At 59.4% G+C, this 12,047-nt stretch carries 11 protein-coding genes; 8 read left to right on the top strand and 3 right to left on the bottom strand.

Annotated elements, in window-relative coordinates:
* Positions 1 to 38: 38 nt before the first annotated feature.
* Positions 39 to 983 (bottom strand): choline ABC transporter substrate-binding protein, encoded by a 945-nt coding sequence (gene choX, locus J2Y56_RS09280; RefSeq protein ID WP_007947759.1) that lies wholly within the window; start codon positions 981 to 983, stop codon positions 39 to 41.
* Between the two features lie 224 nt (positions 984 to 1,207).
* Here choX and J2Y56_RS09275 point away from each other — a divergent pair, with 224 nt between their 5' ends.
* Entirely contained in the window at positions 1,208 to 2,152 is a 945-nt protein-coding gene (locus J2Y56_RS09275; protein ID WP_310333505.1) for a GlxA family transcriptional regulator, read from the top strand.
* A 51-nt stretch (positions 2,153 to 2,203) separates the two neighbouring features.
* Here J2Y56_RS09275 and J2Y56_RS09270 read toward each other — a convergent pair whose 3' ends face one another.
* Complete coding sequence (locus J2Y56_RS09270) at positions 2,204 to 2,620, bottom strand: DUF3010 family protein (protein WP_007947757.1); 417 nt, start codon at positions 2,618 to 2,620, stop codon at positions 2,204 to 2,206.
* 217 nt (positions 2,621 to 2,837) lie between these two features.
* On the opposite strand from J2Y56_RS09270, the gene J2Y56_RS09265 reads away from it, so the two are divergent.
* Both J2Y56_RS09265 and J2Y56_RS09260 read left to right on the top strand, forming a co-directional pair.
* Positions 2,838 to 3,134 (top strand): helix-turn-helix transcriptional regulator, encoded by a 297-nt coding sequence (locus tag J2Y56_RS09265; RefSeq protein WP_007947756.1) that lies wholly within the window; start codon positions 2,838 to 2,840, stop codon positions 3,132 to 3,134.
* Entirely contained in the window at positions 3,131 to 4,369 is a 1,239-nt protein-coding gene (locus J2Y56_RS09260) for a type II toxin-antitoxin system HipA family toxin (RefSeq protein WP_310349833.1), read from the top strand. The genes J2Y56_RS09265 and J2Y56_RS09260 overlap by 4 nt, the downstream gene beginning before the upstream one ends.
* A 4-nt stretch (positions 4,370 to 4,373) precedes the next feature.
* Here the strand turns inward: J2Y56_RS09260 and J2Y56_RS09255 are convergent, their stop codons facing one another.
* Complete coding sequence (locus tag J2Y56_RS09255; RefSeq protein ID WP_007947754.1) at positions 4,374 to 4,775, bottom strand: lysozyme inhibitor LprI family protein; 402 nt, start codon at positions 4,773 to 4,775, stop codon at positions 4,374 to 4,376.
* Between the two features lie 234 nt (positions 4,776 to 5,009).
* On the opposite strand from J2Y56_RS09255, the gene J2Y56_RS09250 reads away from it, so the two are divergent.
* From J2Y56_RS09250 to J2Y56_RS09230, 5 genes are all read left to right on the top strand, one after another.
* Entirely contained in the window at positions 5,010 to 5,987 is a 978-nt protein-coding gene (locus J2Y56_RS09250; protein WP_033049556.1) for a dipeptidase, read from the top strand.
* A 161-nt stretch (positions 5,988 to 6,148) separates the two neighbouring features.
* Positions 6,149 to 6,679 (top strand): DUF5943 domain-containing protein, encoded by a 531-nt coding sequence (locus tag J2Y56_RS09245; protein WP_007947752.1) that lies wholly within the window; start codon positions 6,149 to 6,151, stop codon positions 6,677 to 6,679.
* Between the two features lie 15 nt (positions 6,680 to 6,694).
* Positions 6,695 to 8,755, top strand: a complete 2,061-nt coding sequence (gene dgcA / locus J2Y56_RS09240) for a dimethylglycine demethylation protein DgcA (RefSeq protein WP_310349831.1) — start codon at positions 6,695 to 6,697, stop codon at positions 8,753 to 8,755.
* A gap of 111 nt (positions 8,756 to 8,866) precedes the next feature.
* Positions 8,867 to 10,816 (top strand): dimethylglycine demethylation protein DgcB, encoded by a 1,950-nt coding sequence (gene dgcB, locus J2Y56_RS09235; protein ID WP_007947750.1) that lies wholly within the window; start codon positions 8,867 to 8,869, stop codon positions 10,814 to 10,816.
* Entirely contained in the window at positions 10,816 to 12,036 is a 1,221-nt protein-coding gene (locus J2Y56_RS09230; protein WP_310349829.1) for an electron transfer flavoprotein subunit alpha/FixB family protein, read from the top strand. The genes dgcB and J2Y56_RS09230 overlap by 1 nt, the downstream gene beginning before the upstream one ends.
* Positions 12,037 to 12,047: the final 11 nt, after the last annotated feature.

Below are 12,047 nucleotides of genomic sequence, written 5' to 3'. Positions count from 1 at the left end.
AGCCCGGTCGGGCTGCGAATCGGTGGTTCGATTCAGGTTTATTTACTGGTCAGTTTCAGGTTTTCAGCCGCCGGTTTGCCGTCGAAGGTGGTGACGCCTTCGAGCCAGCGCTGTTTGTCTTGCGGGTGATCTTTCAGCCATTGCCTGGCCGATTCGAAGGCGTCCTTGTGATCCAGCAGTGGCTGCATCATCCGGCTCTCGTCTTCGGCGGTATAGGTCAGGTTGCTCAGCAAGCGGCCGATGTTCGGGCATTGCTCGGCGTATTTCGGTGCAGTGACGGTCCAGACCGTGGCCATGCCTTCGTTCGGGCCCAGGGCGTCGTCGCTGCCGGTGAGATAGGTCATCTTGACGTTGACGTTCATCGGGTGTGGCGCCCAGCCGAAGAACACCACGGCCTCGTTACGGCGCACGGCGCGATCCACTGCCGCGAGCATGCCGGCTTCGCTGGACTCGACCAGCTGGAACTTGCCCAGGCCAAACTGGTTCTTGGCGATCATCGCCTTGATCTGGGTGTTGGCGCCCGAGCCTGGTTCGATGCCGTAGATCTTGCCGCCCAGTTCTTTCTCGAACTTGGCGATGTCGGCGAAGGTTTTCAGGCCCTTGTCGGCGAGATAAGTCGGTACGGCGAGGGTGGCGCGGGCATCTTTAAGGCTTGGCGCTTCAAGCACCTTGACCTGGTTGCCATCGACGAACGGGGTGATGGTCTGGGTCATCAGCGGGTTCCAGTAACCGAGGAACAAGTCCAGACGCTGATCGCGGATCCCGGCGAAGATGATTTGCTGGGACGCGCTGGTTTGTTTGGTGTTGTAGCCGAGGCCATCGAGCAGGACCTGGGTCATGGCACTGGTGGCGATTACGTCAGTCCAGTTCACTACGCCCATGCGCACGTTCTGGCATGACGCGGGTTCGGCGGCCATGACACTGGCGCTCAGCAAAGCGGTACCGCTGAGTGCAAGAACACAGCTGCTGATCAGTCGTTTCATCTCAGGTTCCTCGGCAGTTCGTTATTGTGGGTCCGGTCATCTTTGCGCGCCGGTGATGCCACGTTACGCAGCTCAGGCCCTATGAAAACGCACTACGGCGACCAGCTCTTGCACTGCAGCGACCTGTCCTCTTGAATGCCTGTTGCAAGTGGGGTATCAACGTCCCTACGCTGCCCGCCCTCTCGTTACCTGGCCTCTTGTTACCTGCTAAGCGAGTGCGCTCCATGTCCCAGGATTTCTACTTCTTGTTGATGCCGGGTTTCTCGGCCATTGGATTTATCTCGGCCATCGAACCGCTGCGGGTCGCCAACCGCTTTCGCGGCGAGCTGTATCGCTGGCACGTATTGAGTGCTGACGGTGGGGCGGTGCTGGCCAGCAACGGTATGTCGGTCAACGCCGACGCGACGCTGGAGCCACTGAAGAAAGGCGCGATCCTGCTAGTCGTGGCAGGTTTCGAACCACTGAAATTTGCCACCCCGGCGCTGGAGCACTGGTTGCGTCGCCTCGACAACGAAGGCGTGACCCTCGGCGCCATCGACACCGGCAGTTTTATCCTCGCCGAAGCCGGTCTGCTCGACGGCCATCGCCTGACCCTGCACTGGGAAGCCATCGACGCGTTCAAGGAATCCTATCCGCAGCTCAGCGTCACCCAGGAGCTGTTCGAAATCGACCGCCGCCGCATCACCTCGGCTGGCGGCACCGCCTCCATCGACCTGATGCTCGACCTCATCGCCCAGGCCCATGGCCCGGAACTGGCGATCCAGGTCAGCGAACAATTCGTACTCGGCCGCATCCGCCCGCGCAAAGACCACCAACGCATGGAAGTCGCCACGCGCTATGGCATCCGCAACAAGAAGCTGGTGCACGTCATCGGCGAGATGGAACAGCACAGCGAACCGCCGCTGACCACGCTGGAACTGGCGGAGTCGATCAAGGTGACGCGGCGCCAGCTGGAGCGATTGTTTCGCCTGCACCTGAACGACACGCCGAGCAATTTTTACCTGCGTTTACGGTTGGAAAAGGCGCGACAGTTGCTGCGGCAGACTGACATGAGTGTGCTGGAGGTGAGCATTGCGTGTGGGTTTGAATCGCCGTCTTATTTCACCCGAAGTTACCGGGCGAAGTTTGAGCGGTGTCCGCGAGAAGACCGGCGCACCGCCAAAGCGTAGTTGATCGTTGATCGTTCCCACGCAGAGCGAGGGAACGATCGGTGGAGGGCGTTACTTCTTCATCAAGGCCGAGCAGGCTGCTTTGTAGGCTTCATGCTGATACTTGTTCAGCGTCGCCGGCAGCTCAAAATCAAACTTCTTGCTCTGCGCATTGATCGTCTGTGGCGACAGCAGCGTCACCTCGCAACTCTCCAGCAACTGAACAATCCCTTCGATCTTGAACGTGGTCGGCCCACCGGCAAACTCGCCTTTCTTGCTGCGCTTCTTGATCGCGATCCGGTCGATGGAATTCTCACGCACAAACGACGCGACCTGAGCGGCAAAGACTTTTACGTTCGCCGCGTCCTCGTCATCGTCGAGGGCTATTTTCTTGGTGGCCAGAGCGACGTGGGTCAGCACCTGATCGTCGAGGGAGGCCAAGGCGATGATCGCTTCGCTGCCTTTGATTTCGATGCCGCAGATTTTCATTTGAGTCCCTTTCCCGGTTGATGATGTGCAGCTTATAGCTCAAAGAATAAACGTAACGGGTGCGTAATAGGTAGGAAGGTGTTTTTGAATATGAATAGAGGTTCAAATGTTGTCTATTAAGTAATTATTTACGATATATAAGTCAAAATATTATCCTTTAAATGTTGATTGCCGATCGCGCTGCTACACTTGCTCACACTCCACTTGAGGTCGAATCATGGCCCTTACCCATATCCTCTACTCCCCTGGAGAGATCGCTTTACAGATTGCCGGGAATGCCAAGCGTCTGAGACTCGGAAAAAACCTTTCGCGACGCACGCTCGCGCAAAAATCAGGTGTCCCTGAGTCGAATATCAAGCGTTTTGAAACGACCGGAAAGATCTCCCTTGATGGCTTGTTGCTGATCGCAATTTGCCTCGGGGCGGAGGAACCGCTAACGAATTTGTTTGCCTCAACCCAGTCGCTGACACTCCAGGAACTGAAAAACTACGAAAGGGCTCGTGGCCGACAATGAAAAACGTCAATGCACTCAGCGTTATGCTTCAAGGATCACGCGTCGGTGAGCTTGTCGCCATTCCTCGTCGGGGGGTGTTCTTTTCTTATGATCCCGGCTGGCTGGCAAAAGGATTTAACCTCGCGCCGTTTCATATGGATTTTTCGGTCAAGCCCCAGAGTGCGGCTGACCCCTTGCTGTTCGACAGCTTGCACGGCGCGTTCAGCGATTCTTTGCCCGACGGCTGGGGATTGCTACTCATGGATCGCTTCTTTCGCAGTCAGTTGGGCGTCGAGCGTCACAAAATTGGCCCGCTGGATCGACTGGCCTATATGGGCAATCGCAGCATGGGCGCGCTTGAATACGCGCCGATGTTCGAAGCCGTTGAAGCAGACGAAGACCTCGACTTGGCTGCTCTATACGAGGCTTCACAAACGATACTTTCAGGCAGCACTGACGAGGTCATCAGTTCTCTGCGATTGGCGGGCGGTTCCCCCGGTGGTGCACGACCTAAAGCGGTGATTGGTCTTTCACCGGACAAACATCGCGCTATTTCGTCGTTTGGCGAAATGCCCGTGGGTTATGAACACTGGTTAATCAAGTTTCGCAGTGAAGAGGAGCATCGTGACAGCGGCGCCATAGAGCAGGTTTATGCATTGATGGCCCATCGGGCAGGGATCGAAATTTCCGAGTCGCAATTGTTTCAGGTAGAAACCAATAAGGGCGAAGAACGATTCTTTGCCACCAAACGCTTTGATCGGGCAGAAGGTACCAAGCGCCACATGCTGACCGCGGCGGCGATTCTGTACGCCGATTTTCGTAAACCTAGCCTCGATTACAGTGACTTACTGCGAGCGACCTGGGCAATGACCAAGGACGCGGCCGAGGTCGAGAAAATGGCCCGACTGATGGTGTTCAACGCTCTGGCTCATAACCATGACGATCACGCGAAGAACTTCTCTTTTTTCGGCGGCAAGGATGGCTGGAAAATGGCGCCGGCGTACGACCTGACATTTTCCAGTACCGCAGGGCGCGGCAACGAACACACCACAGCCTTCGCGGGAAGAGGCAAACCCGCACGCAAGGCTCTCATTGAGGTGTGCAAACCTTTCAGTTTCCTTGCGCCCGAACGCTACATAGAACAAACGCTAGATGCTTTTTCCGAGTGGAGAGTCTGTGGCGCCGATCTGGAAATCGATAAAACGGCCAGCAAAAAACTGCTGACCACTCTTGAGTCGGTGTGGCAGGCGCTTTAACGCATCACTCCTGCCCAATCGACTCCAAAAATTCCGACCGCTCATCACTCATCCGCGCCACGCAATCATTCTGCGCAATCGTGAATGCCTTGCTACCGCTCGTCGCTGGAAAAACCTCAACCGCGCAATCCGCATCCCGGGTCTTCAGCCATTGCTGCTGGGCGACCTTGAGCTTGGCGGTGATGTCGGCCAGTTGTGCCGGGTTCTTGCCGTAGGCCGTTTGCATGCGCTCGGCCAGGCTTTGGTAGTTGTTCTTCAACAAGTCTTCGGCGGCGGTTCTGCTGTAGGCCGAGCATTCCAGGGTCTGGATGTCGTTTTCGACTTTGTCGCAAGGGTTGTCTTCGGACTCTTCAACCGCGTGTACGCTGGTCGCTATCAGTGCCAATGCCAGGAAGATCGATTTCATTGCGCCGCCGCCCCAATCCAATAGTGCATTCAGTAAAGCAGCGAATTCTGGCCGATGCGCAGGTCCTTGAACAGGTGGCCCGAGATGTCCGATGGCGACCCTTTGTCGCGGATTGACGCTTTCGGCAAACCCCCTGTCGTTTTTGCACCCGGCTACCAAGGCACCGAGGCATATGCTGGCCCCAAAGCGCCGGCACACGATTCGGCGCATGAATCGCTAATAGGGGACAGCCTGATGAGCCCAGCCGAATTGCACGCCGACAGCATCGTTATCGACGGGCTGATTATTGCCAAGTGGAACCGTGAACTGTTCGAAGACATGCGCAAGGGCGGTCTGACCGCGGCCAACTGCACCGTTTCGGTGTGGGAGGGCTTCCAGGCGACCGTCAACAACATCGCCGCCAGCCAGAAGCTGATTCGCGAGAACAGCGACCTGGTGATTCCGGTGCGCACCACCGCCGACATCCGCAAAGCCAAAGAGCAGGGCAAGACCGGGATCCTGTTCGGCTTCCAGAATGCTCACGCCTTTGAGGACCAGATCGGTTATGTCGAGGTGTTCAAGCAGCTGGGCGTCGGTATTGTGCAGATGTGCTACAACACCCAAAACCTGGTCGGCACCGGCTGCTACGAGCGCGATGGCGGCTTGTCCGGTTTCGGTCGTGAAATCGTCGCCGAGATGAACCGTGTTGGCGTCATGTGCGACCTGTCCCACGTTGGCTCGAAAACCTCAGAAGAAGTCATTCTCGAATCGAAGAAACCGGTGTGCTACTCCCATTGCCTGCCATCGGGTCTGAAAATTCACCCGCGCAACAAGTCCGATGAAGAACTGAAGTTCATCGCCGATCACGGCGGTTTCGTCGGCGTGACCATGTTCGCGCCGTTCCTGGCCAAAGGCATCGATTCGACCATCGACGATTACGCCGAAGCCATCGAGTACGTGATGAATATCGTCGGCGAAGACGCTATCGGTATCGGCACCGACTTCACCCAGGGCCACGGCCAGGACTTCTTCGAATACCTGACCCATGACAAGGGCTACGCCCGCCGCCTGACCAGCTTCGGCAAGATCATCAATCCGCTGGGCATCCGCACCGTGGGCGAGTTCCCGAACCTGACCGAAACCCTGCTCAAGCGCGGTCATTCCGAGCGCGTGGTGCGCAAGATCATGGGCGAAAACTGGGTGAACGTCCTCAAAGACGTCTGGGGCGAGTAAGCCCACTTACAAACATCGATTCCTGTAGCAGCTGCCGAGGTACGAGGCTGCGTTGCGGTCCGCAGGACCGCCCTCGGGGCCGCTTCGCAGCCCAACGCAGCCTCGCAGGCTCGCCAGCTGCTACATATCGCCTCAAAACATCGAATTCTGGAGCTTTACCCATGGCTAAAATCGCCCCGCAATTGCCAATCGAAGTCGACAGCGAAACCGGTGTCTGGACCTCCGACGCCCTGCCAATGCTGTACGTGCCGCGTCATTTCTTCGTCAACAACCACATGGGCATCGAGGAAGTGCTGGGCGCCGAAGCCTACGCCGAAATCCTCTACAAGGCCGGCTACAAATCCGCCTGGCACTGGTGTGAAAAAGAAGCTGAATGCCACGGCCTGGAAGGCGTTGCTGTATTCGAGCACTACATGAAGCGCCTGTCGCAACGTGGCTGGGGTCTTTTCAAGATCCAGGACATCGACCTCGACAAGGGCACTGCCAGCGTCAAGCTCGAACACTCCGCATTTGTCTACGTCTACGGCAAGGTCGGGCGCAAGGTCGACTATATGTTCACCGGCTGGTTTGCCGGTGCCATGGACCAGATTCTGCAAGCCCGTGGCAGCAAGATCCGTACGGTTGCCGAGCAAGTCTACGGTGGCTCCGAAGAAGGCCACGACGACGGCCTGTTCACCGTCAAGCCGTTGTAAGTCGAGGAACCCGCCATGGCTTTCGAAGCAATGTTCCAGCCGATCCAGATCGGCAAACTGACCATCCGTAACCGCGTGCTGAGCACCGCGCACGCCGAGGTCTATGCCACCGACGGCGGCATGACCACCGACCGGTACGTCAAGTATTACGAAGAGAAAGCCAAGGGCGGGATCGGCCTGGCGATTTGCGGCGGTTCCTCCAGCGTGGCCATCGACAGCCCGCAAGGCTGGTGGAAATCGGTCAACCTGGCCGACGACCGGATCATTCCGCACTTCCAGAACCTGGCCGATGCCATGCACAAGCATGGCGCCAAGATCATGATCCAGATTACCCACATGGGCCGTCGCTCGCGCTGGGACGGTGAACATTGGCCAACCCTGCTGTCGCCATCGGGCATCCGTGAGCCGGTGCACCGTGCGACCTGCAAAACCATCGAACCGGAAGAAATCTGGCGGGTGATCGGCAACTACGCCAGCGCTGCTGCGCGTGCGAAGGCCGGTGGCCTGGACGGCGTCGAACTGTCGGCAGTGCACCAGCACATGATCGACCAGTTCTGGAGCCCACGGGTCAACAAACGTACCGACGAATGGGGCGGCAGCTTCGAAAACCGCATGCGTTTCGGCCTCGAAGTGATCAAGGCTGTGCGGGCGGAAGTCGGCCCGGATTTCTGCGTCGGCATCCGTCTGTGCGGTGATGAATTCCACCCGGACGGCTTGTCCCACGAGGACATGAAGCAGATCGCCAAGTACTACGACGACACCGGCATGATCGACTTCATCGGCGTGGTGGGCTCGGGTTGCGATACCCACAACACCCTGGCCAACGTTATCCCGAACATGAGTTATCCACCGGAGCCATTTCTGCATTTGGCGGCCGGTATCAAGGAAGTGGTCAAGGCCCCGGTTTTGCACGCGCAGAACATCAAGGACCCTAATCAGGCAACCCGAATCCTGGAGGGCGGCTACGTCGACATGGTCGGCATGACCCGTGCCCACATCGCCGACCCGCACCTGATCGCCAAGATCAAAATGGGTCAGGTCGACCAGATCAAACAATGCGTCGGCGCCAACTACTGCATCGACCGTCAGTACCAAGGGCTGGACGTGCTGTGCATCCAGAACGCCGCGACCTCCCGTGAATACATGGGCGTGCCGCATATCATCGAGAAGACCACCGGCGTGAAGCGCAAAGTTGTGGTGGTCGGTGCCGGTCCTGCCGGGATGGAAGCCGCTCGCGTGTCGGCCGAACGTGGCCACGACGTGACCCTGTTCGAGAAAAAAGAATTCATTGGCGGGCAGATCACCACCGCCTCGAAAGCCCCGCAACGGGACCAGATCGCCGGTATCACTCGCTGGTTCCAGCTGGAACTGGCGCGGTTGAAAGTCGATCTGCGCCTGGGCGTGGCGGCCGATGCGGCAACCATTCTCGACCTGCGTCCGGACGTGGTGGTACTCGCCGTCGGCGGTCATCCGTTCCTGGAGCAGAACGAGCACTGGGGCGCGGCTGAAGGCCTGGTGGTCAGCAGTTGGGACATCCTCGACGGCAAGGTCGCACCGGGCAAAAACGTGCTGGTCTACGACACCATTTGCGAGTTCACCGGGATGTCCACCGCGGACTTCCTCGCCGATAAGGGCAGTCAGGTCGAAATCGTCACCGACGACATCAAACCGGGCGTTGCGATTGGCGGCACCTCGTTCCCGACGTACTACCGCAGCATGTACCCCAAAGAAGTGATCATGACCGGGGACATGATGCTGGAGAAGGTCTACCGCGAAGGCGACAAGCTGGTGGCGGTGCTGGAAAACGAATACACCGGCGTCAAAGAGGAGCGGGTGGTGGACCAGGTCGTCGTCGAAAACGGCGTGCGTCCGGACGAAGAAATCTACTACGCCCTGAAGGAAGGCTCGCGTAACAAAGGCCAGATGGACATCGAAGCCCTGTTCGCGATCAAGCCGCAGCCTTCGTTGAGCCAATCGGGCGACGGCTACTTGCTGTTCCGTATCGGCGACTGCGTGGCGCAGCGCAACACACACGCCGCCATTTATGACGCACTCCGGCTCTGTAAGGATTTTTGACGGCTTAGCTGCAAGCCGTAAGCTGCAAGCTACAAGTAAAAGCTCAGCCTCACCGCAGCTTTTTCTTGCAGCTTGTAGCCTGTCGCTTGCACCTCGCCAGAGGTGACTCTGATGTTAAACACCCTTCTTCCAATCCTGTTGTTCGCTGCCTTGGGCCTGGCTGTCCTGGGCGCGTTGCGGCGGGTGGCCATGTGGCGTCAGGGCCGGGCTTCGAAAGTCGACCTGATCGGCGGTCTGTTCGCCATGCCCAAGCGTTACATGGTCGACTTGCACCACGTCGTCGCGCGGGACAAATATATCGCCAACACTCACGTCGCCACGGCTGGCGGTGCGGTGGCGTCCATCGTGCTGGCGATACTGGTGCACGGTTTCGGCCTGCATAACCGCATTCTTGGTTATGCGCTGCTGTTGATGACGGCAGTGATGTTCGTCGGCGCGATCTTTGTCTACCTGCGTCGGCGCAACCCGCCAGCGCGATTGTCCAAAGGCCCGTGGATGCGCCTGCCGAAAAGCCTGCTGGCGTTCTCGGCATCGTTCTTCCTGCTGACTCTGCCGGTCGCGGGCATCCTTCCGGAAAACTTCGGGGGGTGGCTGGTGGCTGCGATCCTCGGCGTCGGTGTGCTGTGGGGCGTCTCGGAACTGTTCTTTGGCATGACCTGGGGCGGGCCGATGAAGCATGCCTTCGCCGGTGCGCTGCACCTGGCCTGGCACCGTCGCGCCGAGCGTTTTAATGGTGGCCGTTCCACCGGTTTGAAACCGCTTGACCTTAACGACCCGACCGCGCCGCTGGGCGTGGAAAAGCCCAAGGATTTCACCTGGAACCAACTGCTCGGTTTCGACGCCTGTGTGCAGTGCGGTAAGTGCGAAGCCGCGTGCCCGGCATTCGCCGCTGGTCAGCCGTTGAACCCGAAAAAGCTGATCCAGGACATGGTCGTCGGCCTGGCCGGTGGTACTGATGCGAAATTCGCCGGTAGCCCTTATCCAGGCAAGGCGATCGGCGAACACGCCGGTAATCCCCATCAACCGATCGTCAACGGTCTGGTGGACGCCGAAACCCTGTGGTCCTGCACCACCTGCCGCGCCTGCGTCGAGGAATGCCCGATGATGATCGAGCACGTCGACGCCATCGTCGACATGCGCCGCCATCTGACCCTGGAAAAAGGCGCGACTCCGAACAAGGGCGCCGAAGTCCTGGAAAACCTGATCGCCACCGACAACCCGGGCGGCTTTGCGCCGGGCGGGCGGATGAACTGGGCAGCGGACTTGAACCTCGCGCTGATGAGCGAAAAGAAATCTGTCGACGTACTGTTCTGGGTCGGTGATGGCGCCTTCGACATGCGCAACCAGCGCACCCTGCGCGCCTTCGTCAAAGTACTGAAAGCGGCCAAAGTCGACTTCGCCGTGCTCGGGCTGGAAGAGCGCGACAGCGGTGACGTCGCCCGGCGTTTGGGCGATGAAGCAACCTTCCAGTTGTTGGCCAAACGCAACATCCAGACCCTGGCCAAGTACAGCTTCAACCGTATCGTCACCTGCGACCCGCACAGCTTTCACGTGCTGAAAAACGAGTACGGCGCCTTCGACGGCAACTACCTAGTGCAACACCACAGCACCTACATGGCGCAAATCATCGGCGCTGGCGCCCTGAACCTAGGTCAGCACAAAGGCAGCAGCGTGACCTATCACGATCCGTGCTACCTCGGTCGCTACAACGGCGAATACGAGGCGCCGCGTGAAGTGCTGCGCGCCCTCGGAATTGAAGTGAAAGAGATGCAACGCTCCGGTTTCCGCTCGCGCTGCTGCGGCGGCGGTGGCGGTGCGCCGATCACCGACATTCCGGGCAAGCAACGGATCCCCGACATGCGCATGGAAGACATCCGCGAAACCGGCGCCGAACTGGTGGCCGTGGGTTGTCCACAATGCACCGCGATGCTCGAAGGCGTGGTCGAACCGCGTCCGCTGATCAAGGACATCGCCGAACTGGTGGCCGATGCATTGCTCGAAGATGCCGCACCGAGCAAACCGGCTGCACCGGCCCAACGTGAACCCGCGGAGGCCCACTGATGAGCGACATTATCCGCCGTGACCCACGCGCCGAATGGATTGCCCGTAACCGCTTGCATCCGCTGCACGCGGCCATGCAACCGGCGCAACACAGCTGGATGGGCCCCAATGGCGTCATCCGCAAGAATCTGCATGGCATCGGTTTTATCGGCCCCAACGGCATCAAGCGCATTGACCGCAGCGGCGCTCAGCAGGGCGGGGCGACTAAACGAACCGCCGCCGTTGAAGTGCAATTGCCGCTGTATTCAGTGCCGGCACCGGCGTTCTACATCAGTGTGGTGCCGGACATGGTTGGCGGCCGCTTGAGCAGCCACGACCGCGACTTGCTGGGCCTGGCTCATCAATTGGCCGGCCAGGACGGCGCGGTCTTGGCCGTGGTCTTCGGTGAGCACAAGGAGAATGCCTTCGCCACCGCTGGCGTTGATCGCTTGCTGGTATTGGAGGGCGACGAATTCAGCGGTTATGCACCGGAACAACGAGTCCAGGGTCTGCGGGCTGTGGATAACCAGTTCAGCCCGCGTCATTGGCTGCTGCCGGACAGTCGCAGCGGCGGTGGCGAACTCGGTCGGCGCTTTGCCGCCGCACTGGGCGAACGCCCGGCCACGCGGGTCTGGCAGGTCAAGGACCAGGAATGCATCGGCCGGGCCGGTGCCGGTTTGCAAGACCTCGCGCGTCCTGTCGCCCGGATGATTCTGGCCGCTGCCGAATGCGCCGAACCGGTCAGCGAAACCCGTCACGAAGCCTTGCCGGTGGAGTTATCCACAGCCGTTGCGCGCAGTTTGTCGCGTATCGAGGACTTGGGCGCAGTGGCGGTGGACCCGGCGGCGATTCCAATGGCCGAAGCCGAATTCATCTTCTCTGGCGGCAACGGGGTCAAGGACTGGGGACTTTTCCACAGGACCGCCGAAGCACTGGGCGCCACCGAAGGCGCGTCCCGCGTGGCAGTGGACGATGGCTTCATGGCGCGTGACCGTCAGGTCGGTGCGTCCGGCACCTGGGTCACCGCGCGGGTTTACGTCGCGGTGGGCATTTCCGGGGCGATCCAGCACCTGCAGGGCATCGGTGCCTGCGACAAGGTGGTGGCGATCAACCTCGATCCTGGCTGCGACATGATCAAACGGGCCGACCTGTCGGTAATCGGCGAGAGCGCCGAGATTCTTCAAGCCTTGATCGATGCGGTGGCGGCTTACCGCAACGACGCCAAGCGCGATGCGGCTTAAGAGAAGGAAAG

Source organism: Pseudomonas sp. BE134 (genome assembly GCF_031456105.1).
GTDB lineage: Bacteria > Pseudomonadota > Gammaproteobacteria > Pseudomonadales > Pseudomonadaceae > Aquipseudomonas.
The sequence above is the reverse complement of the archived record's forward strand: the minus strand, read 5'-3'. Positions and strand labels throughout refer to the sequence as shown.

Excerpts from the sequence above, each read along its gene's own strand:
- J2Y56_RS09275 (WP_310333505.1), top strand. The coding sequence starts at position 1,208 with ATGTCCCAGGATTTCTACTTCTTGTTGATGCCGGGTTTCTCGGCCATT.
- J2Y56_RS09270 (WP_007947757.1), bottom strand. The coding sequence starts at position 2,620 with ATGAAAATCTGCGGCATCGAAATCAAAGGCAGCGAAGCGATCATCGCC.
- choX (WP_007947759.1), bottom strand. The coding sequence starts at position 983 with ATGAAACGACTGATCAGCAGCTGTGTTCTTGCACTCAGCGGTACCGCT.
- J2Y56_RS09260 (WP_310349833.1), top strand. The coding sequence starts at position 3,131 with ATGAAAAACGTCAATGCACTCAGCGTTATGCTTCAAGGATCACGCGTC.
- J2Y56_RS09255 (WP_007947754.1), bottom strand. The coding sequence starts at position 4,775 with ATGAAATCGATCTTCCTGGCATTGGCACTGATAGCGACCAGCGTACAC.
- dgcB (WP_007947750.1), top strand. The coding sequence starts at position 8,867 with ATGTTAAACACCCTTCTTCCAATCCTGTTGTTCGCTGCCTTGGGCCTG.
- J2Y56_RS09250 (WP_033049556.1), top strand. The coding sequence starts at position 5,010 with ATGAGCCCAGCCGAATTGCACGCCGACAGCATCGTTATCGACGGGCTG.
- dgcA (WP_310349831.1), top strand. The coding sequence starts at position 6,695 with ATGGCTTTCGAAGCAATGTTCCAGCCGATCCAGATCGGCAAACTGACC.
- J2Y56_RS09245 (WP_007947752.1), top strand. The coding sequence starts at position 6,149 with ATGGCTAAAATCGCCCCGCAATTGCCAATCGAAGTCGACAGCGAAACC.
- J2Y56_RS09230 (WP_310349829.1), top strand. The coding sequence starts at position 10,816 with ATGAGCGACATTATCCGCCGTGACCCACGCGCCGAATGGATTGCCCGT.
- J2Y56_RS09265 (WP_007947756.1), top strand. The coding sequence starts at position 2,838 with ATGGCCCTTACCCATATCCTCTACTCCCCTGGAGAGATCGCTTTACAG.